Source organism: Alkaliphilus oremlandii OhILAs, from assembly GCF_000018325.1.
In the GTDB taxonomy this organism is placed as follows: domain Bacteria; phylum Bacillota; class Clostridia; order Peptostreptococcales; family Natronincolaceae; genus Alkaliphilus_B; species Alkaliphilus_B oremlandii.
Map to the genome: position 1 here is coordinate 520,129 of NC_009922.1, position 22,563 is coordinate 542,691.

22 protein-coding genes and 2 other annotated features are annotated in these 22,563 nt (G+C 38.7%); of the genes, 21 read left to right on the plus strand and 1 reads right to left on the minus strand.

Annotated elements, in window-relative coordinates:
- Nucleotides 1-7: 7 nt before the first annotated feature.
- From CLOS_RS02375 to disA, 3 genes are all read left to right on the plus strand, one after another.
- Nucleotides 8-2,449, plus strand: coding sequence for an ATP-dependent Clp protease ATP-binding subunit (locus tag CLOS_RS02375; RefSeq protein WP_012158333.1), 2,442 nt, complete (start codon nt 8-10; stop codon nt 2,447-2,449).
- Nucleotides 2,450-2,578: 129 nt separating this feature from the next.
- Nucleotides 2,579-3,949 carry a DNA repair protein RadA gene (gene radA, locus CLOS_RS02380; RefSeq protein WP_012158334.1) on the plus strand — a complete coding sequence of 457 codons (1,371 nt, stop codon included), beginning with the start codon at nt 2,579-2,581 and terminating at the stop codon, nt 3,947-3,949.
- A gap of 109 nt (nt 3,950-4,058) precedes the next feature.
- Nucleotides 4,059-5,135, plus strand: coding sequence for a DNA integrity scanning diadenylate cyclase DisA (disA, locus tag CLOS_RS02385; protein ID WP_012158335.1), 1,077 nt, complete (start codon nt 4,059-4,061; stop codon nt 5,133-5,135).
- Between the two features lie 367 nt (nt 5,136-5,502).
- Here the strand turns inward: disA and CLOS_RS02390 are convergent, their stop codons facing one another.
- Nucleotides 5,503-5,898, minus strand: coding sequence for a nucleoside triphosphate pyrophosphohydrolase family protein (locus CLOS_RS02390; RefSeq protein WP_012158336.1), 396 nt, complete (start codon nt 5,896-5,898; stop codon nt 5,503-5,505).
- Nucleotides 5,899-6,285: 387 nt separating this feature from the next.
- Between CLOS_RS02390 and CLOS_RS02395 the strand changes: the two genes are divergently transcribed.
- The 18 genes from CLOS_RS02395 (at nt 6,286) to rpmG (ending at nt 22,554) form a co-directional block, all read left to right on the plus strand.
- Nucleotides 6,286-6,789: a CarD family transcriptional regulator gene (locus CLOS_RS02395; RefSeq protein WP_012158337.1), complete on the plus strand. Its 504-nt coding sequence runs from the start codon at nt 6,286-6,288 to the stop codon at nt 6,787-6,789.
- A 161-nt stretch (nt 6,790-6,950) separates the two neighbouring features.
- Nucleotides 6,951-8,057, plus strand: a complete 1,107-nt coding sequence (locus CLOS_RS02400; protein ID WP_012158338.1) for a PIN/TRAM domain-containing protein — start codon at nt 6,951-6,953, stop codon at nt 8,055-8,057.
- Between the two features lie 144 nt (nt 8,058-8,201).
- Nucleotides 8,202-9,056 (plus strand): 4Fe-4S binding protein, encoded by an 855-nt coding sequence (locus CLOS_RS02405; protein ID WP_012158339.1) that lies wholly within the window; start codon nt 8,202-8,204, stop codon nt 9,054-9,056.
- Nucleotides 9,057-9,086: 30 nt separating this feature from the next.
- Nucleotides 9,087-9,797, plus strand: a complete 711-nt coding sequence (ispD, locus tag CLOS_RS02410) for a 2-C-methyl-D-erythritol 4-phosphate cytidylyltransferase (RefSeq protein ID WP_012158340.1) — start codon at nt 9,087-9,089, stop codon at nt 9,795-9,797.
- Between the two features lies 1 nt (nt 9,798).
- Nucleotides 9,799-10,272 (plus strand): 2-C-methyl-D-erythritol 2,4-cyclodiphosphate synthase, encoded by a 474-nt coding sequence (gene ispF, locus CLOS_RS02415; RefSeq protein WP_012158341.1) that lies wholly within the window; start codon nt 9,799-9,801, stop codon nt 10,270-10,272.
- A 157-nt stretch (nt 10,273-10,429) separates the two neighbouring features.
- Nucleotides 10,430-10,640, plus strand: a binding site (T-box leader).
- Between the two features lie 57 nt (nt 10,641-10,697).
- Nucleotides 10,698-12,140, plus strand: coding sequence for a proline--tRNA ligase (gene proS / locus CLOS_RS02420; RefSeq protein ID WP_012158342.1), 1,443 nt, complete (start codon nt 10,698-10,700; stop codon nt 12,138-12,140).
- Nucleotides 12,141-12,346: 206 nt separating this feature from the next.
- Nucleotides 12,347-13,225 carry a DUF1002 domain-containing protein gene (locus CLOS_RS02425; protein ID WP_012158343.1) on the plus strand — a complete coding sequence of 293 codons (879 nt, stop codon included), beginning with the start codon at nt 12,347-12,349 and terminating at the stop codon, nt 13,223-13,225.
- An 85-nt stretch (nt 13,226-13,310) separates the two neighbouring features.
- Nucleotides 13,311-14,798 (plus strand): glutamate--tRNA ligase, encoded by a 1,488-nt coding sequence (gene gltX / locus CLOS_RS02430; protein ID WP_012158344.1) that lies wholly within the window; start codon nt 13,311-13,313, stop codon nt 14,796-14,798.
- A gap of 5 nt (nt 14,799-14,803) precedes the next feature.
- Nucleotides 14,804-15,026: a binding site (T-box leader), on the plus strand.
- A gap of 93 nt (nt 15,027-15,119) precedes the next feature.
- The gene (gene cysE, locus CLOS_RS02435; protein ID WP_012158345.1) at nt 15,120-15,785 is read left to right on the plus strand and encodes a serine O-acetyltransferase; all 666 of its coding nucleotides are present in this window, start codon (nt 15,120-15,122) and stop codon (nt 15,783-15,785) included.
- A complete protein-coding gene (gene cysS / locus CLOS_RS02440) occupies nt 15,785-17,179 on the plus strand; it encodes a cysteine--tRNA ligase (RefSeq protein WP_012158346.1) in 1,395 nt (464 codons plus the stop codon). Before cysE ends, cysS begins: the two co-directional genes overlap by 1 nt.
- Before the next feature lie 17 nt (nt 17,180-17,196).
- Complete coding sequence (locus CLOS_RS02445; protein WP_012158347.1) at nt 17,197-17,646, plus strand: Mini-ribonuclease 3; 450 nt, start codon at nt 17,197-17,199, stop codon at nt 17,644-17,646.
- Nucleotides 17,639-18,016: a hypothetical protein gene (locus tag CLOS_RS02450; RefSeq protein ID WP_012158348.1), complete on the plus strand. Its 378-nt coding sequence runs from the start codon at nt 17,639-17,641 to the stop codon at nt 18,014-18,016. The genes CLOS_RS02445 and CLOS_RS02450 overlap by 8 nt, the downstream gene beginning before the upstream one ends.
- A 1-nt stretch (nt 18,017) precedes the next feature.
- Nucleotides 18,018-18,788 (plus strand): FAD-dependent thymidylate synthase, encoded by a 771-nt coding sequence (gene thyX / locus CLOS_RS02455; RefSeq protein ID WP_198006351.1) that lies wholly within the window; start codon nt 18,018-18,020, stop codon nt 18,786-18,788.
- Nucleotides 18,789-18,816: 28 nt separating this feature from the next.
- Nucleotides 18,817-19,569 carry a 23S rRNA (guanosine(2251)-2'-O)-methyltransferase RlmB gene (gene rlmB / locus CLOS_RS02460; protein ID WP_012158350.1) on the plus strand — a complete coding sequence of 251 codons (753 nt, stop codon included), beginning with the start codon at nt 18,817-18,819 and terminating at the stop codon, nt 19,567-19,569.
- 11 nt (nt 19,570-19,580) lie between these two features.
- Nucleotides 19,581-20,093, plus strand: a complete 513-nt coding sequence (locus tag CLOS_RS02465) for an NYN domain-containing protein (protein ID WP_012158351.1) — start codon at nt 19,581-19,583, stop codon at nt 20,091-20,093.
- An 84-nt stretch (nt 20,094-20,177) separates the two neighbouring features.
- Nucleotides 20,178-20,819: an RNA polymerase sporulation sigma factor SigH gene (gene sigH, locus CLOS_RS02470; RefSeq protein ID WP_012158352.1), complete on the plus strand. Its 642-nt coding sequence runs from the start codon at nt 20,178-20,180 to the stop codon at nt 20,817-20,819.
- A gap of 157 nt (nt 20,820-20,976) precedes the next feature.
- Entirely contained in the window at nt 20,977-22,170 is a 1,194-nt protein-coding gene (gene tuf, locus CLOS_RS02475) for an elongation factor Tu (protein WP_012158353.1), read from the plus strand.
- Between the two features lie 234 nt (nt 22,171-22,404).
- Nucleotides 22,405-22,554: a 50S ribosomal protein L33 gene (rpmG, locus tag CLOS_RS02480; RefSeq protein ID WP_012158354.1), complete on the plus strand. Its 150-nt coding sequence runs from the start codon at nt 22,405-22,407 to the stop codon at nt 22,552-22,554.
- Nucleotides 22,555-22,563 lie beyond the last annotated feature (9 nt).

Sequence of the window (22,563 nt, forward strand, 5' to 3'; positions counted from 1 at the left end):
GAACTATATGGCCATGTTTGGAAGATTTACAGAAAGAGCCCAAAGAGTGATTACCCTATCCCAACAGATTGCTCAGCAATTAGGTCATAGCTACGTAGGGACAGAGCATCTATTATTGGGATTGGTTCGAGAAGAAGAGGGGATTGCTGCAAAGGCATTGAAGAATTTAGGTGTAGAGGTAGAGGATATACAGCAGATTATCGTACAGTCCATCGGTGTTGGAAATAAACCTGTAGAACTGTTGGGATATACACCACGAACCAAGAAGGTTTTTGAATTGAGTGTTGCTGAGGCAAGAAATCTGAACCATAATTATGTAGGAACAGAGCATTTACTATTGGGGTTAATCAGCGAAGGCGATGGCATTGCATCGAAAATTTTAGTACAGCTAGGGGTAAATCTACAGAATGTAAGAGAAGCGGTATTGAAGCTGTTAAACAGCAATAGTTCAGCATCCAACGCTAAGAATTATACGGCAAGCAGCGACAAAGAAACACCGACCCTCAATCAATTTGGTAGGGATCTGAACGATCTGGCAAGGGAAGGAAAAATTGACCCTGTCATAGGAAGAAGCAAGGAAATCGATCGTGTTATACAGGTTTTAAGCCGTAGAACAAAGAACAACCCTTGCCTCATTGGAGAACCAGGTGTAGGGAAGACTGCTGTTGCAGAAGGATTAGCTCAGCAAATCGTAGAAGGGAATGTTCCAGATATATTGAAGGATAAAAGAGTGGTGACCCTAGATCTAGCTTCTATGGTGGCGGGAGCAAAATACAGAGGTGAATTTGAAGACCGATTAAAAAAGGTCATGGAGGAAATACGATCCGTAGATAATGTAATTTTATTTATAGATGAAATGCATACCATTATCGGAGCAGGTGCCGCAGAGGGTGCAATCGATGCTGCCAACATTTTAAAGCCCGCATTGGCTCGAGGTGAAATGCAGGTCATCGGTGCGACCACATTAAATGAATACCGAAAGCATATTGAAAAGGATGCTGCATTGGAGAGAAGGTTCCAGCCAATTACCGTGGAAGAACCAAGCATCGAAGATGCGATTCGAATACTGGAAGGACTAAGAGATAAATATGAAGCCCACCATGGGGTTAAGATTACAGACGAAGCTTTAAAGGCAGCAGTAGAGCTCTCAGCACGATATATTACGGACCGATTTTTACCAGATAAAGCAATCGACTTAATCGATGAAGCAGCATCGAAGGTTAAAATATTTACCGTAACCACACCGCCGGATTTAAGGGATTTAGAAGAGCGATTAGAGAAGCTTTCTAATGAGAAGGAAGAAGCCATCAGCGTACAGGACTTTGAAAGAGCTGCCAAACTGAGAGATGAGGAAAAACAAACGAAGGAGGCGCTGGCAGAGAGAAAGAATGATGTCAATAAAAGGCATAAAGATGCCATCGTTTCAAGCGAAGAAATCGCTAATATTGTATCAGATTGGACAGGAGTGCCTGTAAGGAGGCTACAACAGGGAGAATCTGAAAAGCTATTGAATATGGAAGAAATTCTTCACAACAGAGTCATCGGTCAAGAAGAGGCTGTAAAGTCCATAGCGAGGGCCATCAGAAGAGCTAGAGTTGGGCTCAAGGACCCGAAAAGGCCCATTGGATCCTTCATATTCTTAGGACCGACCGGTGTTGGAAAAACAGAACTATCCAAGGCATTGGCAGAATCCATGTTTGGAAATGAAGATGATATGATTCGAATTGATATGTCGGAGTATATGGAAAAGCATACGGTTTCAAGGCTGATTGGTTCTCCTCCAGGGTATGTAGGCTTCGATGAGGGCGGACAACTGACAGAGAAGGTTAGAAGAAAGCCTTATTCCGTTGTCCTATTTGATGAAATAGAAAAGGCTCATCCCGATGTATTTAATATATTGTTGCAGATCCTAGACGATGGACGGCTAACGGATGCACAAGGTCGAACTGTGGATTTTAAGAATACGGTCATTATCATGACTTCTAACGTAGGTGCCCACACCATTAAGAAGCAGAAGATCTTAGGCTTTGCTGCCAGTCAAGAAGAATCTGCTCAAAATGAATATGAAAAAATGAAAGAAAATATTATGGATGAATTGAGAAGAACCTTTAGACCAGAGTTCTTGAACCGAATCGATGATATTATTGTATTCCATGGATTGGAAAGAGAGGACATTGGTAAGATCGTGGATCTACTACTGGTGGATTTAAAGAGCAGACTAAAGGCTCTAGAGATTGATCTTGAAATCAGCGAAGAAGCAAAGAACTATATTGCAGATAAGGGGTTTGACCCACAATTCGGAGCAAGGCCACTAAAACGAGAGATACAGAGAACTGTGGAAAATCAATTATCAGAAGAACTATTAAGAGGTAGTATAAAAGCAGGAAGTACAGTTTTAGTAGATCTGTCCGATGGTAAGATTGTCATTCGGCCGAAGGTAGGTCTATAGAGCCAATAATAAAATAGAGGATGAATAAAAGCAAACCGACCATAGTTTTAATTTGGAACGGTTTGCTTTTTAACGACTTCACGATATGCTACAATAGATAGATATAAGAAAATAGAAGCAGGTGAATCTATGGCAAAGATTAAAAGTAAATTTGTGTGTCAAGAATGTGGGTATGAAAGTGTAAAGTGGCTTGGGAAATGTCCGGGATGCAATAATTGGAATACCATGGAGGAGGAGATGCTGGAGAGCAAAAAGGATTTTAAGCGTTCACCAACCATTGTCAGCCAATCGAAGCCCCAGCCAATTAAGGAAGTAAAGTCTGGGGCCTATGAGCGATATGACACTCAAATTAATGAACTCAATAGGGTTTTAGGCGGCGGTTTAGTCAAGGGATCCTTGACTTTAATCACAGGGGAACCGGGAATCGGAAAATCTACCCTGATATTACAGGCCAGTAGCACCATTGCAAACCGGTATGGAAAAACGCTATATGTATCGGGGGAGGAATCAGAAGAGCAGATTAAAATGAGAGGAGAACGATTGAACTCACTTTCTGACGATTTGTACATCGTTTCTGAAACCAATGTGGATGTGATTGAGAAGTATATTGAAGAGTATGCGCCCGTATTCATCATCATCGATTCCATTCAAACTTTGTTTAAGGAGGATCTTTCTTCGGCGCCGGGCAGTGTATCCCAAGTGAAAGAATGTGCTAATAATTTAATGAGAATTGGTAAATCTAAGAATATTCCCATGTTCATTGTAGCCCATGTAACGAAACAGGGAGAACTAGCAGGTCCAAGGGTTTTAGAGCATATGGTTGACACTGTATTGCATTTTGAAGGTGAAAGAACTCAAGAGTTTCGGATACTGAGGGCTTTAAAAAATAGATTTGGAACCACCAGCGAAATTGGTGTTTTTGAAATGAGAGAAGAAGGATTGGTTGAAGTCAGCAACCCATCCGCCATGTTCTTAGAATCTTTAAGCACGGAGGCGGAAGGGGCCATTGTGGTTGTGACCGTAGAGGGAACGAGACCTCTTTTGGTGGAAATACAAGCTTTAGTTGCACCTACCAATGCAGGGTTTCCACGGCGCGCTGCTGTAGGGATTGATATCAATCGATTGAATTTGATTATTGCAGTTTTAGAGAAGAAAATAGGACTGCCTTTGATGAATCAAGATATTTATGTCAATGTGGTAGGGGGATTAAAGCTAGAAGGCACCTCGGCAGATTTGGGTGTTGCTATGGCCATCTACTCCAGTATGAGAGGAATTCCAATCGCTTCTAGAGCAATGGTGGTCATGGGAGAGATCAGCTTAACTGGTGAGCTAAGACCCATCAGCCATTTGGAGAAAATGCTAAAGGAAGCAGAAAAAATGGGCTTTACCCGTTCTGTGATACCACAGAAAAATAAGTTTAAGTTCGATGGGATTCATATGAAATGTAAAGGTGTGGATACTTTGAAGGATGCTTTGGAGATGCTAACATTGCATAATTAAATATAGAAAGCTGAAATTTTGTAGATTAATTGGAAAAATAATGTTAAAATTATTAAGGTTCGTAGGTTCGTAAGGTTATCGTAAAAGCAGGGTAAGGGAGGAAACATTTTTGAAGGAACCACGCATAGAAGAAATGCAGTTACTTGACACCATTAAGATGGTAGCACCGGGAACTCCTTTAAGAGAGGGATTAGAGAATGTGTTAAGGGCAAAAACTGGAGCGCTGATTGTCATCGGAGATAGTGAAGATGTGAGAAGTATGATCGATGGGGGATTTGCCATCAATGTGGACTTTTCTCCAGCGTATTTATATGAGTTATGCAAAATGGATGGTGCAATTGTTTTAAGCAGCGACAGTAAAAAAATATTATATGCCAACACACAGATCATGACAGATCCGTCTATCTCTTCGGCTGAAACAGGCACACGTCATAGAACTGCTGAAAGAGTGGCAAAGGCAACTGGTCAAGTGGTTGTTTCAATTTCTCAGAGAAGAAATATCATTACATTATATCGAGGGTACAGTAAATACATCATACAGGATACCAACAAGATTTTAACAAAGGCCAATCAGGCGATACAGACTCTGGAAAAATATAAGTCTGTGCTGGATCAAGCCATGATCAACTTAAGTGCATTGGAGTTTGAAGACTTAGTTACAGTTTACGATGTATGTACTGTGATCCAAAGAACAGAAATGGTCGTAAAGGTTGTTCAAGAAATAGAGAAATATATTTATGAGCTGGGAAACGAAGGTCGATTAGTGAGCATGCAGATGAAGGAATTGGTGGCCAATGTTGTGGAAGATGGAAGACTTGTTGTGAAGGATTATATGATCCATTTAGACGCTGAAGAATCGAATATCCATAAGGTTCTGAGGGGATTATCTTCAGAGGATTTATTGGATCTTTCTTCCATTGCGAAGATACTGGGCTATGGCTCTAATATGAATGCCTTAGATATTTCTGTATCTCCAAGGGGATATCGGATTTTAAATAAAATACCGAGATTACCTTTAACTGTAATTGATAACTTATTAAAGCAATTTATCAGCTTCCAAAAGATCCTGAAAGCTTCTACAGAACAACTAGACGATGTAGATGGCATTGGAGAGGCAAGAGCAAGGGCCATTAAAGATGGATTGAGAAGATTACAGGAGCAGGTGCTTTTGGACCGTCATATATAAACAGAAAAAGTGATGAAGAATGGACTGAACCATTTCTACATCACTTTATTTTTTGAGCACTTGAAACGCTAAGTTCTATCTAGAGTTGAGTACCACATAAAGGTTGTGGCCTAAGCAAACAAATTTTATTTTGAGCACTTGAAACGCTAAGTTCTATTTAGAGTTGAGTGCGACATAAAGTTTGTGAGCCTAAGCAAACAAATTTTATTTTGAGCACTTGAAACGCTAAGTTCTATTTAGAGTTGAGTGCGACATAAAGTTTGTGAGCCTAAGCAAACAAATTTTATTTTGAGCACTTGAAACGCTAAGTTCTATCTAGAGTTGAGTGCGACATAAAGTTTGTGAGCCCAAGCGAACAAATTTTATTTTATAATAAACCGTAAGTTCCTAAGGTCTTTAATTGAGATGCATAGTTTGCCAACATATCATCGATATTGATATTGAATGTATTACAAAGAGCTGCAATATAGAAAATATTATTTGAAATTTCTTCGCCAATTTTTTCCTTACACACATCACACAGGTACCCTTCAACGTGATTGGTTAAATAATTCTGTAGCTCTGAAAAAGAGATGTCTGTTGGTGCACTTTGTTTTTGACTATGGACTTGAATGCAGCCGCAGTCTGTTACAGATTTGGCTACAGCGCGATTGATTTTAGAACTGCTTTCTTGAAGCTTCGTCAAAATATCTAAAATACTCTTATGGCGAATTAATACCTCGTCTACTTGGTCTTGAAATTCATTGAAAGAAAATGGGTTCATATATTCAACTCCTAAGGTCTATATTATTTAAACAAAACACAGAAATTATCATAAGAAAACTCTATTTTCATTATACTGATATCCTCTTCTATTTGTCAATGTGACTATAGAAATTTACTACTTAAGACTTAATTATATATTTTATAAAAAAGCTGCTATAAATCGTGAGGAGAAAGCTTTTTTGAAACTCATGTAGGGTAAAGTTCTTCTTTAGAAACACACTATAAGTAGAACTTTTCTATTCCTTATAAAAAACGCAAAAATCTACAAAAAAATATTTGACAAGTAATAATTCCTGTGATAAAATTATCGTTTTGCTTGACAAAACCACTACTTTATTATATACTAAACTAGTAGTATATCACCGTTTTCTGGGGAGGGTTAATTATGTTTAACATTGGTGAGAAGGTTGTATATCCTATCCACGGTGCTGGTGTGATAGAATCTATTGAAGAAAGAGAAATCCTTGGCGAGAGAAGAAAGTACTATATAATGAAGATGCCTATAGGGGATATGCAGGTAATGATTCCGTTGGATCAAATAGATGATATAGGTATTCGGAAAGTTATTGATGTAGAAGAAATTGGAAGTGTTTTAGAAATATTGGCTTCGGATACAACGAAGATGCATCAAAATTGGAATAGAAGGTATCGTGCGAATATGGATTTAATTAAAACGGGCGATATTTACGAAGTAGCAGATGTGGTGAGAAATCTAACATTGATGGAAAAAGAGAAAGGCTTATCTACGGGCGAGAGAAAGATGCTGAATAATGCCAGACAAATTTTGTTGAGTGAAATTGTTCTTGTGGCTGAGATATCAGAAGAGGAAGCTTCTAAGCTTGTTGAAAAAGTTATATTACAGCAGGAAATGCCGGATACGGCTTTGTAGGAATATGTTCTAAGTAGGTGTATAAAGCATTAGCATTATGGAAACTTCACTTTGAAACAAATACAAAACGAAGTTTCCTATTTAATTTATAAAATATTTATGATATTTGCTTTTAAAAAAAAGTATTTGGGGCATAATTGTTGAATAGGAGGTGAAATCCAATGATAAATAAAATTATTCGTGGGATTTTGACTGCCTTAGGAGCAGTCGCAGGTATGGCATTATATATATATATAGTGAATGTTATGGCCATGGTCAACATAAAAAGTGATTTAAAGACTTATATTATCGGAATTATAATTTCATCCTTAACGAGCGGTGCTATGTTATTTATTTTATCGCCTTGGCTCATCAGACAGGGTAGGAATATTGCCAATTGGATTGAGAAGGAGCTGTCAAAGGTTCCAACGGTAGACATCCTTTTAGGATCTGTAGGACTTATTATTGGACTTATTATTGCTTATTTAATTAGTAACCTGATTACTGGAATTGTACCATTTACGATCTTCGGTTCTATTTTATCTACGATCATCTATATATTTATGGCTTATTTAGGGGTTAAGGTTGCAACGAAGAAAATAATAGAATTACCGAATATACAGGAAATTTTAAAGCGGAATCTCACAAAGGAAAAGGCATCGAAAAAAGAAAATCAAGGATGCCCTAAGGTCTTAGATACCAGTGTAATTATCGATGGTAGAATTGCAGATATCTGTAGGACCGGCTTTGTAGAGGGACCATTAATAATTCCAGGGTTTGTTTTAGAGGAGTTGAGACATATCGCAGATTCTTCTGATGCATTAAAGCGTAATCGTGGAAGAAGAGGACTGGATATTTTAAATATGATACAAAAGGAATTGGATATTGAGGTTAAAATGTATGAAAAAGATTTTCCGGATATAGCAGAGGTTGATACGAAATTGTTGAAACTGGCACAGGTATTAGATGGTAAAGTTATAACCAATGACTATAATCTCAATAAGGTTGCTGAATTCCAAGGTGTAGCAGTACTTAACATAAATGAACTTGCCAATGCGGTAAAACCTGTGGTTCTTCCAGGTGAGGAAATGATCGTACAGGTTGTAAAAGATGGCAAGGAGTCGGGGCAGGGATTAGCTTACTTAGATGATGGCACCATGATCGTCGTAGAAAGCGGGAAAAAATATATTGGGCAGACCATCGATGTATTAGTAACCAGCGTGCTTCAAACTGCAGCAGGAAGAATGATCTTTGCGAAACCGAAGGCTTTAGTAGAAAGATCCGCATAAAATAATTAAATTACACGGAATTATACCATGACATTCAATCCCTCTACATTTATTTGTAGGGGGAATTTTTCTATGGGAATGATATCTACAGAAGCGTCAATACTCTATTATTAAAGGAACCTTAAGTGTAGGAGGTAGATATTGATGGAATGGACAAGTGAGGCTGAGCTAAAAATAAAAAAAGCACCATTTTTTATTAGAGCCATGGCTAGAAGAAAGGCAGAAGAGGTTGCTAAAAATAGAGGAAAAATAGTCGTGGATGTGGAAGATATTGAAGCTGCAAAAGGAAGCAGAGAATTGGAAGACTTAAGTGCAATGGATTTATCCATTGAGGGTATTGAAAGCTCAAAGTTTTTGGATATAGGCCTCTGTGGAGGGGTAAAAGGCTGTCCTTTCACACTATTTAATGATGAAGAGGTGACAAGGGTTTTTTACAGGGTCATTCAGAATGAAAATTTAGAACTGTTCATGGAAAAGGCTTTAGAAGGTCCTGTGCTTTTTCATAATAAGTTTAAAATAGCAATCAGTGGCTGCCCCAATAGCTGTTCACAGCCTCAAATCAAGGATATATCCATTGTAGGATACCATATACCCAAGATTGAGAAAGGTCGCTGTGTAGGGTGTAAGCAATGCGTTAGGAGCTGTCCTGACCGTATGATCACTGCGGAAGATGAGCCGAAGATCGATATGGAAGGCTGCATCCATTGTGGTCGATGTATTCAAGCCTGTCCTACGGGCGCTATTAAAAGGTTTCAAGAAGGGTATCGAATTTATGTCGGCGGAAGACTTGGACGAAAGCCTCACTTAGCTAAACCCATTGCAGATATTGAAGATTTTGATGAACTAGCAAAGATCCTTAGCAAGGTGATTGTTTTTTATAAGGAATGTGTAGAAGAAAAGAAAAGCTTTAGTAAGGTTATAGAAGCGATGGAACTCGAGGAAATAAAAAATCGAATCCATGAAAGAACCTCTTTAGAAAGTATAGAAAGTATCCTATAATAATAGAAAAGTATATATCAAAGTAAGTAGGTGGAGAATATTTCTAAAACAAGTGTTATTATCGTAGCAGCGGGCAAAGGAAAGCGAATGGGCAGAGATTATAATAAACAGTACATACAACTGGAGGCTCAGCCCATCGTTGCCCATACAATTAAAGTTTTTGAGGAGATGGATTGCATCAATGAAATTATCCTGGTGGTCGGTGCAGGAGAGGTAGAGTTTCTAAAAAAAAGTATCATCGAAGTCTATGGATTTCAAAAAGTCTCTGCCATTGTTGAAGGGGGTTTAGAACGACGAGACTCCGTTTATAATGGACTGAAAGCCGTAAGTCAGGATTGTAGCATTGTGCTGATACACGACGGTGCTAGACCCCTCATCACAAAAGATATTATCGAAGAAAGTATAATAGTAGCCAAAGAATCTGGTGCTTGTATTGCTGCTGTACCTGTGAAAGATACCATTAAGATATCCAACGATAACATGGAGGTGATCCATACACCTAAAAGGGATAATTTGTGGTCGGTTCAGACACCCCAAACATTTCAATATGACCTGATCCTAGAAGCATACAATCATCAGCAGCCTAAAGATTCAACAGCCACTGATGACGCCATGATTCTTGAAGCTCTGGGACATACGGTAAAGATCATCCATGGTAGCTACAACAATATTAAAATTACCACACCGGAGGACTTAATTGTGGCGGAGGAAATTTTAAAAACAAGAAGGGAAGGCAGATAAAATGAGAGTAGGAATCGGTTATGATGTTCATAAATTAGTGGCAGATAGAAAACTAATCATTGGCGGTGTCCATATTCCCTATGAAAAGGGGCTTTTAGGCCATTCCGATGCAGATGTTTTGCTCCATGCCATTAAGGATGCCATTCTGGGTGCGGCGGCTTTAGGCGATATCGGAAAGCACTTTCCAGATACGGACGAAAGATATAAAGGAGCCAATAGCCTGGAACTTTTAAAAGAAGTATCCAATCTGATAAAAAGCAAAGGCTATAAGATCCATAATTTAGATGCCACAATTATTGCACAAAAACCTAAAATGGCATCGCATATAGAGCAGATGAGAGCCAATATTGCAGCCGCCATAAATGTTGATATGGACAGCGTTAACGTGAAGGCTACAACTACGGAAGGGTTAGGCTTTGTAGGGGTAGGAGAAGGAATCGCTGCCAACGCAATCGCTAGTATTATTAAAGCATAAGATTCTTGTATAAATTTGATCCTCCTCGCCTTTACCATATTGACATTATATGAATTATTGGTTATTCTATTAAGAAGAATAAAATAAAAAACATACTTGGATGATACTGAGTACTTCAATCTAAGCAAAGTAAGGTTTTATAGGATTGAAGAATATCTATAAATCTATGATGGGAAATAGTAAAAAAGGATGCTTTCCAGAGAGAAAACCATTGGTGGAAGGTTTTTAAGCTTTAATTTTTGAACCAGTCCTTGAGTGAAGAGTTGAAAAAAAGTAGATTCTTCCGGTTCGTGCCGTTATACGATGAAGGGAACCTTTTGGGTTAATTAGAGTGGTACCGCGGGTGAATACAGTCTCTCGTCTCTATTGTTTATAGAGATGGGGGATTTTTTTGTTGGGCTAAATAATAGAAGGGAGAAATGAAAATGTCTAAAAAAGAGAAACAATTTGTTGAAGAAATTACGCCAATGGAAGTAGATTTTGCACAATGGTATACGGATGTTATTAAAAAAACAGATTTGGTAGATTATTCCCCAGTGAAAGGTTTTATGGTAATTAAGCCTTATGGCTATGCAATCTGGGAAAATATTCAAAATTACATGGATAAAAGATTCAAGGAAACAGGGCACAAAAACTGCTACTTTCCACTGTTGATTCCTGAGAGCTTACTGAAGAAGGAAGCGGAGCACGTAGAAGGGTTTGCACCAGAGGTAGCCTGGGTTACACATGGGGGAAATGAAGAGCTAGCAGAAAGACTTTGTGTTCGCCCTACCTCTGAAACCATTATTTGTGAAATGTACTCTAAATGGTTAACTTCGTATAGAGATTTACCATTCCTATATAACCAATGGTGTAGTGTTGTTCGTTGGGAAAAGAGCACAAGACCATTCCTAAGAACCTCTGAGTTCCTATGGCAGGAAGGGCATACACTTCACGAGACCTATGAAGAAGCCCAAGCAGAAACCCTGCAAATGTTAAACATCTATAGAGAAACTGCTGAAAATTTATTGGCGATGCCTGTTGTAATCGGACAAAAAAGTGAAAAAGAGAAGTTTGCTGGTGCCTATGCAACGTATACCATGGAAGCCCTAATGCATGATGGAAAAGCACTTCAAGCAGGTACTTCTCACAACCTAGGTCAACATTTTACGACTGCGTTTGATATTACTTATTCCGATAGAAATGGAGAGCTAAAGCATCCTTACCATACTTCTTGGGGAGTTTCTACCAGATTGATCGGGGGCATCATCATGGTCCATGGAGATAATAGAGGCTTGGTACTGCCTCCTGGAATTGCACCTACTCAAGTTGTAATTGTACCAGTAGCATCTCATAAGGAAGGCGTTTTAGATAAAGCCAATGAACTACGCGATCGATTAAAGGATAAGTTCAGAGTAGAGCTGGATGATCGCGATAACTATTCTCCAGGTTGGAAGTTTAACGAGTGGGAAATGAAAGGTGTTCCAATCAGAATCGAGATTGGACCTAGAGATATCGAGAATAATCAAGCTATGTTATTTAGAAGAGATGAGCTAGAAAAAGACGCCGTATCCCTAGACGATTTAGAAGAAGCTGTAGAGAAACTGCTAGAGGATATTAACAACAATTTATTATACAAGGCGAAGATGATGCGGGACGAAAAGACCTATATTGTAAAAACCTTCGATGAAATGAAAGAGGTTATGGAGATTAAACCTGGTTTTGTTAAAGCAATGTGGTGTGGAGAAAGAGCATGTGAAGAGCATGTGAAAGCCGAAACTGGTGTTACCATCAGATGTATTCCTTTTGAGCAGGAAAACCTAGGCCATACTTGTGCATTCTGCGGCAAAGAAGCAAAACATATGGTATATCTAGCGAAAGCATATTAGGAGCTGCCCTAGAAAGATCATTTGGGATTAGCTTATGCTCCCTCCAATCGCTCATAGATAAATTCTAGAAGCCAAGGGATATCCAATATATATTAAGATATTCCTTGGCTTCTATTTGTAAATTTAGGTATCGTTGAAGGAGATCCTTTTGTATAAAGCCCATCATATGTGGTAAAATAACAAATAAAACCGAGTGAGGTGTAAACATGAAAAACAAAGGCTTGATTCAATGTATCACAATCCTAGTGATTTTTATTTCCATATTTAATATTGTTGCCTATGCAGACAATACCGTTGTTGTAACCTTAGGAAAAAACTTGAATGAATCTCAACGAAATCAAATATTGGATCTTTTTAATGTATCGGAAGGAGCAGTAACCATCATAGAGGTTAACAACCAAGAGGAAAGAGCTTACTTAGAGGGGATTGCCACGGAGGCTCAGCTTGGGAAAATAACCATGTCCTCAGCATATGTAGAAATTTTAGAGGAAGGTTCAGGAATCCAGGTAGAAACCTATAATATTTCTTGGGTGACCAAGGAAATGTATCAGAGTGCATTGGTTACTGCAGGGGTAAAGGATGCTAAGGTTATTGCAGCAGCCCCATTCCCAGTTTCAGGGACAGGAGCGTTGACGGGCATATTGAAGGCATTTGAAAAGGCGACGGGTAAAAAGATCAGCGAAGAACAAAAAAAGGTAGCCAATGAGGAAGTATTCCAAACTGGAAGATTAGGGGAGCAAATCGGTCAAGAGAAGGCAGCAGAATTGATTAAGGTTGTAAAGGAAGAAGTCATTGAAAAAAGGTTGAAAAACAACGAGGAAATAAAGAAAGTCGTTGTAGATATGGCAGGTCGCTTAGATATTAACCTAAATATGGAGCAAATCGAAGAGATTTCTAAGCTGATGGAAAAAATAAATAAACTGAATTTAAATATGAAAGAGGTCCGCCAGCAGCTGAAGGGCATCGGTGAGAAGATTGACCAAACCATCAAGGATAATGAAGAAGTGAAATCTTTACTCCAAAAAATCATCGAGATGATAGGGAATTTATTCCGTTCTCTATTTGGTAAATTTACGAATAAATAGAGGCACCGTGCGTAACCTTTTCTTGATTGAAACTAGGGAATGGGTTATAATAATATGATATTATAGGCTAAATTGGAGGGATAAAATGTCTGTACGAGTGAGATTTGCACCGAGTCCGACTGGGTTTGTACATATAGGAAGCTTAAGAACAGCATTGTATAATTATTTATTTGCAAAGAAGTCCAATGGAAAGTATATTTTGAGAGTAGAGGATACGGATCAAAGTCGTTACGTTGAAGGCGCAATTGAAGGGATGCTTCGTTCTATGGCGTGGGCAGGCGTTCACCACGATGAAGGCGTTGTTTTTACTGGAGAGACTTTGGGCCAAAAAGGAGATTTTGGACCGTATATTCAATCTGAAAGATTAGAAATTTATAAAAAATATATGGATATATTATTAGAAAAAGGCCATGCTTATTATTGCTTCTGCTCCAAAGAAAGATTGGATGAAGTCAGAGAAAAGCAAAAGGTAGAAGGACTGAATGCAGGCTATGACGGTCATTGTCGTAATCTTTCTAAAGAAGAAATCGAAGAAAAGTTGAATGCAGGACAGCCTTACGTTATTCGATTAAGATTGCCAGAAAATAAAGACATTCAGTTCCATGATATCGTTCGTGGCGATGTGGTGATGAATACGGCGGACTTAGATGACCAAGTATTGATGAAATCCGATGGTTTTCCAACGTATCACTTTGCAGTGGTTGTAGATGACCATCTTATGGAAATTACACACGTAATCCGTGGAGAAGAATGGTTGCCTTCTACACCGAAGCATGTATACCTATACGAAGCATTTGGATGGGAAGCGCCACAATATGTGCATTTACCGAATATTTTAAATGCAGACCGTAAAAAGCTGAGTAAGCGTCAAGGAGACGTTGCTGTTGAAGACTTCTTAAAGAAGGGCTACTTACCAGAAGGCCTTGTAAACTACATCGCTTTGGTTGGATGGAGTCCTGAGGATAATAATGAAATATTCTCCATGGAAGAGCTGGAAGCAAACTTTTCTTTAGAAAGAGTTTCTAAGAGCGGTGGCGTTTTTGATGTTCATAAGTTAAACTGGGTCAATGGACATTATATTAGAGAAAGTAGCGTAGAGCGTATTACAGATCTTGCAATACCTCATTTGATTGAGGCTGGCTATATTACCGAGTCCGATGCTCAAGAGCGATATGAATGGTTAAAGGATCTGGTAAGCGTTCTTCAAGACAGAATATCTTATGTTGCAGAGATTAAAGAAAAGGCTGGAATTTTCTTCAATGCTGAAATCGAATTAAAGGACGAAGAGTCTAAGGAGCTGATTCAGGTAGAACATTTGCCGCAGCTTTTAGATGTATTGAAGGCAAAGGTAGAAGCTGCTGAAGTGATCGATGAAGAGTTTGGCAAGAGTGTGTTTAAAGAGATTCAAAAGGAAACAGGAATTAAAGGACCCAATCTATTTAAACCGATTCGTGTGGTTTTAACTGGGGAAGTTCATGGCCCAGATCTACCACTTGTGATGAAAGTTTTAGGTAGCAAAAACATACTGGATCGCATAGAATATGTTTATGACCTAATCCAATCTATGAAATAAATATTCAAAAAGCGAAGAACAGAAGAAGTAAGTTCATACGAATTGCAAGAGATAAGCTGCCATTGGCTGAAAGCAGCTTTCAATAGACGGTGGACTGAAATGCATCTGGGAGCTATGGCTTGAAATTTTAGTAGGGCTAATCGGGTGGTTCCGTTAAAGACTTGGAGTGGAATGCTTTTTATGGTTCAACCAGAGTGGGACCGCGGATTAAATACAACCGCCTCTGATCTTTTCAGGGGTGGTTTTTGTTGTTTTTAAAAGAAGCTAAGAAAGCTTTAGATTAGTGGAATAAATCAATTGTTGATTGAAGGGGAGATGAGGATGATTCGTTTTTTTAGAACAATTAAGGATGATGTGGATGCGATTTTTGAACGGGACCCTGCTGCAAAAGGGATGATAGAAGTCATTCTTTGCTATCCAGGATTACATGCGATTCTGATTCATCGAATTTCTCATTATTTTTACAAAAGAGGATTAAGCCTTCTGCCTAGAATGATATCCAACATTGGAAGATTTTTTACGGGCATTGAAATACATCCGGGAGCTAAAATCGGCAGAAAGGTTTTTATTGACCACGGAATGGGCGTAGTCATAGGTGAAACTGCTGAAATTGGAAACAATGTGACCATCTATCAAGGGGCAACATTGGGTGGTACAGGAAAGGAAAAGGGGAAGAGACATCCGACCATCGGGGATAATGTGGTGATTTCCTCTGGTGCCAAGGTGCTGGGACCTTTTACCGTAGGGGAGAATTCCAAAATCGGTGCAGGCTCTGTAGTGTTAAAAGAGGTTCCTCCCAATTGTACCGTGGTTGGGGTACCGGGAAGAATCGTAGTAAAAGATAATGTAAAGATTAATAGCTGTGATAATGGCATCGACTTAGATCAAATTAAACTGCCAGACCCAATTATGGATGAACTCACATGTTTAAAAGAGAAAATTGCAGAACTTCAAAACAAAATAATTGAAATGGAGGAGCGAAAATAATGAAGCTTTATAACACATTGACCAGAAAAAAAGAAGAATTTATTCCTTTAGAAGAGGGAAAGGTTAGGATGTATGCTTGTGGACCTACAGTATACAACTACTTCCATATAGGAAACGCGAGAACATTCATGGTATTCGATGCTCTCAGAAGATATCTGATCTATAGAGGATACGATGTAACCTTTGTACAGAATTTTACAGATGTAGACGATAAGATCATAAGAAGGGCCAATGAAGAAGGCGTAGCGCCTGAGGAAATCAGCGAACGCTTCATTAAAGAGTATTTCTATGATGCCGGCACCTTGGGAATAGAAAAAGCAGATATTCACCCTAAGGTAACGGAAAATATGGCAGAAATTATAGCCTTTGTTGCAAAGCTGGTGGAGAAGGGCCATGCATACGAGTCCAACGGCGATGTATACTTTGATGTTTCTAAATATGAGGAATATGGAAAACTTTCAAAGCAAAGCCTTGAAGATTTACAAGCGGGTGCTAGAATAGAAATTAATGAGTATAAAAAAAATCCTTTAGATTTTGCTCTTTGGAAGAGTGCAAAAGCAGGTGAACCGAGCTGGGAAAGTCCTTGGGGAAATGGAAGACCGGGCTGGCATATCGAGTGCTCTGCTATGGCAAAAAGATATTTAGGAGAGACCATCGATATTCACGGCGGTGGAGGGGATTTAGTATTCCCCCATCATGAAAATGAAATTGCCCAGAGTGAAGCTTGCTCCGGAAAGAAATTTGCAAACTATTGGCTACATGTAGGATATTTAAACGTGGACAATAAGAAAATGTCAAAATCACTGAACAACTTCTTTACGCCGCGAGAGATCTCGGAAGAGTTTGATTTAGAGAATCTTCGTTTTTTCATGCTTTCCGCTCACTATAGAAATCCGATTAACTTCAGCAGAGACTTATTAGAGGCTGCTAAAAATGGTTTGGACCGACTGTATACAGGTAAAAATAACTTAGAATACCTTTTAGAAAATGCAGCAGAGAGAGAAGTGTCGGAAGAAGAGAAGAATTTTATCCATGGTTTACAGTCTTTTAAAAATCAATTTATAGATGCCGTAGATGACGATTTTAATACGGCTGATGGAATTGCTGTAATTTTTGATTTGGTAAGAGAAATCAATAGTCATATTTCTGAGAAAAATTCAAAAAAAGCGGTGGAGGCGTCCTATGATTTACTGATGGAGTTAACTGGTGTCCTAGGGCTGTTAAAGAGGGAAGCAGAGGATTTAGAGGAAGAGATAGAAAGACTGATTGCGGAGAGACAGCAGGCTAGAAAAGATAAAAACTTTGCACTTTCCGACAAAATTCGAGATGACTTAAAGGAAAAAGGCATTGTATTAGAGGATACGGCGCAAGGTGTTAAATGGCGAAAACTATAGTAAAGGATAAATGATATATGGATGAATTTATAAAGAAAATGCAAGATCATACGAAGGTAAAAAGTGAAGCTGAAGCGAGAATGATGGCGCCTCTGGTGCTGGCATACATTGGTGACGCTCTATATGAAGTGTTTATTAGAAATTACTTAATCAACGAAATGACGGTATCAGTGAATCAGTACCATAAAAGAGCAACCCACTATGTACGGGCTAAGGCCCAATCCCATGTTGTACATGCTCTAGAGTCCGAGTTAAGTGAGCCGGAGTGGACCATAGTGAAAAGAGGAAGAAATCAAAAATCGGCCACCGTACCTAAAAATGCAGATTTGACAGAGTATAAATATGCTACTGGATTCGAAGCACTACTGGGATATTTGTTCTATATAGGGCAGTACGATCGGCTACACTATTTAATGAGCAAAGCTGTTGCATTGATTAATCATGATTTGGGGGATCAAAATGGATAAACGATCAAAGAGTATGATTGTGGTCACGGTTGTCCTTGCCTGCATTCTCATAGTGAAATCCAATATATTGGATCCTGTGGGGCCGTTGGAAGGGGAATTGGAGCTGTACAGACAATATACGCTCCAAACAGCCCCTCTTAGCAGTAATATTTTGAAAAATACAGGACTTCTTACCTATAGAGTTGTAAAGGTGAACAAGACTAGTATGGAAGGAAGCACAGAGATTTTGATTCGATCTGAAGATGAGAAGGAATGGGTTCATCAAACCCTAGAAGGACAGTACACTGGGAAAGTACGAAGCTATCTATTGAACTTTATCCCGGTAAAGGATATTAATTTTAAAGGGGGCGTTACGAAAGATGGAAAGTAAAATGAAGGTCAGCTTGATCACTTATACACCAGAGCCGGAAAAGTTAGTTGCAGGTGCTGCAAAGCTATGCTACTCACCTAGTGGCATTAACGAGCTGATGAGCAATCTGGAAGAAGGTAATGTGGAGAAGTTCATTGCAATGCTAGCGATTATGGGACATGAATCTCCATTTGAACATATTAATTTTACCTTTGGTATCGAAGGTGTATCCAGAAGCTTAACCCATCAATTGGTGCGCCATCGTATAGGCTCGAGCTATTCTCAAAAGAGTCAGCGCTATGTGAATGAAGGCGGCTTTGAATATATCATCCCACCACAGATCGGAGGCATACCAGAAGCCAAGGCACTTTATATTAAGACCATGGAAAATGATCAATTGGCTTACGATGAGCTGACCAATATCTTATTTGAAAAGCATTATAAGGACTACTTAGATAAGGGAAAAAATGAAAAAGCAGCAAAGAGCGCAGCGGAGAAGCAGGCCATTGAAGATGCCAGATATGTTCTGCCCAATAGCTGTGAAACGAAAATTGTTGTAACCATGAATGCCAGGGCTTTATTTAATTTCTTTAGAAAAAGATGCTGCAATCGTGCACAATGGGAAATCAGAGATCTTGCCATAGAAATGATGAAGCTTGTAGTAGATGTTGCACCGAATGTATTTAAAATTGCAGGTCCTGGTTGTGTTACAGGCAAATGTCCAGAAGGCAATATGAGCTGTGGCGAAATGGAAGCTGTGAGAGAAAAATTTAAAAGTATTTCGAACCGATAGAGGGTTCGTGAAGGGAGGAAGATAAAATATGTCTATGGATAATATAGCAGGTAGAAATCCCGTGATGGAAGCGCTAAAATCAGGAAGAGAAATCGATAAAATTTTAATTGCCAAGGGAACAGAAGGGGGTTCTTTAATTAAGATCATTGGAAAAGCCAAGGATCGAGGGATACCAATTCAATACGTGGAGAGACAGAAACTGAATGAAATGTCCAGCTCCGATGTACACCAAGGAATTATTGCCACGGTGGCCGCATACGAATACTGTGAAGTAGAGGATATTCTAGAGAATGCAAAGAGTAAAGGGAGGGATCCTTTCCTATTGATTTTAGATGAGATCATGGATCCTCATAATCTGGGCTCCATGATGAGAACTGCCGATGCCGTTGGTGTAGATGGGATTATCATCCCTAAAAGACGCTCTGTAGGACTCACTTCTACCGTGGCAAAAAGCTCCGCCGGTGCAATTGAATATGTTCCGGTAGCGAAGGTTTCCAACATTGCACAGACCATCGATAAGATTAAGGATATGGGCATATGGGTTGCAGGAGCCGATATGAGCGGTTCGAAGGAACATTACAATATGGACTTAAAAGGACCTTTAGCACTTGTCATCGGCAACGAAGGCGAAGGGATTTCTAGGCTTATTAAAGAAAAATGTGACTTTTTGATAAAACTTCCCATGGTAGGTCAGGTATCTTCATTGAATGCATCGGTAGCTGCCGCTGTTCTGATGTATGAGGTGTTTAGACAACGATCGCATTCGGATATTCAGAAGTAGAGGACAGTGCTTTGAAAGAATATTTGATATTAGATGGCTATAATGTGATTAATTCCTGGCCTGAGCTAGAAAGGCTAATGAGCCAAAGTTTAGAAGTAGCACGAACTGATCTCATTGGTAAAATGGCAGAATATCGGGCATATAAAGGAATTAACGTCATTATTGTATTCGATGCATACCTTGTAAAAGGCAGCAATCGAAGCAATGAGAAGTTACAGGGTGTAGAAATCGTGTTTACAAAAGAAAAAGAAACTGCGGATGCGTACATAGAGCGATTAATTACGCAGCTTTCCAGCAATCGAAATCGAGTATCCGTTGTGACCAACGATTGGGTAGAGCAGCAAATGGTTTTAGGTGGAGGAGCCACCAGAGTTTCTGTTCGGGAAATGGTTTTGGAATTTGATCAAATTAAAAATAAAATTCATAAAAAAATAGAATCCACAAAAAAACAAAAAGAGACATTATCCGACAGAATTGACCCAGCCATCTTAGAAAAACTTGAAAAAATAAGGCGGAAGCTATGAAACACCTTGACTTTACATAATCTGTTCAGTTATAATAAATACATAAAAATGGGGAAGTTTACATAAGAGGTGGAGGAGATATGTTTGAGCGTTGGGATAGCGAAAGATACTGCTGAAAACTATGAAGTGCTAGATGAGGTTATGGTTGAAATTGCAAAAGAAGGTGATCTAGAGGCTTTAGAATATTTAATTAAGAAATATAAAAATTTTGTTAGAGCCAAAGCGAGATCTTACTTTTTAATTGGAGCTGATAGAGAGGATATTGTTCAGGAGGGAATGATCGGCCTATACAAAGCCATTCGTGACTTTAAACCGGACAAACTATCTTCATTTAGGGCCTTTGCTGAACTATGTATTACACGACAAATCATTACCGCCATAAAGACGGCAACGAGACAGAAACATATTCCCTTAAACTCCTACGTATCTTTAAATAAACCAATCTATGATGAAGAATCGGACAGGACGCTACTGGATGTAATCTCTGGACAAAAAGTTACGGACCCAGAAGAGTTGGTGGTTTCTAGAGAAGAACTGGGACATATAGAGGATAAAATTGGAGAAATTTTAAGTGACTTAGAATTAAAAGTTCTAATGCTTTATTTGGAAGGAAGGTCTTATCAGGAAATTGCTGGAGATTTAGAACGACATGTAAAGTCCATAGACAATGCGCTCCAGAGAGTAAAGAGAAAGCTAGAGAAATATTTAGAGTCTAGAGATGAATAGATCTTAGTTTCTGACCCTAGAAGTATATTGACAATACTCTATCATAAATAGTAAAATGAGGATGGATATGAGTGGTTATCATACATAGTATATAGATTATCCAAAAACTCAAACAATATAAAATATAAATTAAATGTATAATTAAGGAGGCAGCAAAATGGCAAAGGAAAAATTCGACAGAAGTAAACCCCATGTAAACATTGGAACAATTGGACACGTAGACCATGGAAAAACAACATTAACAGCAGCAATCACAAATACATTAAACACAAGATATGGAACAGGAGCAGCAGTAGCATTCGATAAAATCGATAAAGCTCCAGAAGAAAGAGAAAGAGGAATCACAATTTCAACATCTCACGTAGAGTACGAAACACCAAACAGACACTACGCACACGTAGACTGCCCAGGTCACGCGGACTACGTAAAGAACATGATCACAGGAGCAGCACAAATGGACGGAGCAATCCTAGTATGTTCAGCAGCAGATGGTCCAATGCCACAAACAAGAGAGCATATCCTATTATCAAGACAAGTAGGTGTACCATACATCGTAGTATTCTTAAACAAATGTGATATGGTAGATGACGAAGAATTATTAGAGTTAGTAGAGATGGAAGTAAGAGATCTATTAAACGAGTATGAATTCCCAGGAGACGATACACCAATCGTAAGAGGATCAGCATTACAAGCATTAAATGATCCAGCAGGCCCATGGGGAGATAAGATCGTAGAATTATTCGAGCATATCGACACATATATTCCTGAACCAACAAGAGCAATAGACAAATCATTCCTAATGCCAGTAGAGGACGTATTCTCAATTACAGGTAGAGGAACAGTAGCAACAGGAAGAGTAGAAAGAGGAATCATCAAGGTACAAGACGAAGTTGAGTTAGTAGGACTTCAAGAAGATTCAAGAAAGATTGTAGTAACAGGAGTAGAGATGTTCAGAAAGTTATTAGACCAAGCGCAAGCAGGAGATAACGTAGGATTACTATTAAGAGGAATCCAAAGAACAGAGATCCAAAGAGGACAAGTATTATGTAAGCCAGGAACAATCAAACCACATACAAAGTTCAAGGCAGAGGTATACGTATTAAAGAAAGAAGAAGGTGGAAGACATACACCATTCTTCGATGGATACAGACCACAATTCTACTTTAGAACAACAGACGTAACAGGTGCAACAAAGTTACCAGACGGAATGGAAATGGTAATGCCAGGAGATAACGTAACAATGGAAATCGACTTAATTCACCCAATCGCAATAGAAGAAGGACTAAGATTTGCGATTCGTGAAGGTGGAAGAACAGTAGGATCCGGCGTAGTTGCTTCTATCATCGAATAATTAAATAGAAATAAAAGAACAATAAAGGGACTAGGAGCTACCTAGTCCCTTAAAAAAAAGCAAATCTCTGACATGAATAGAAACAGGATTGCCATAGACATAGTGTAATTTTTTTATTGACATCAAATTAAAAGTATGATAAATTTGAAAAAGTAATCAATTATATAATAAGAGCTAACTATGTGCTTAAGCAATAGATATGTTCGTTATGTGCTGTAATAGGAGGTGTAATTTGTGCGAGTGAATATTACATTAGCATGTACAGAGTGTAAGCAAAGAAATTACAATACAAGTAAAAACAAAAAGAGCAATCCAGATCGTATGGAGCTTAAAAAATATTGTAAGTTCTGCAAAACTCATACTGCTCACAGAGAAACAAAATAGGATGGTGTT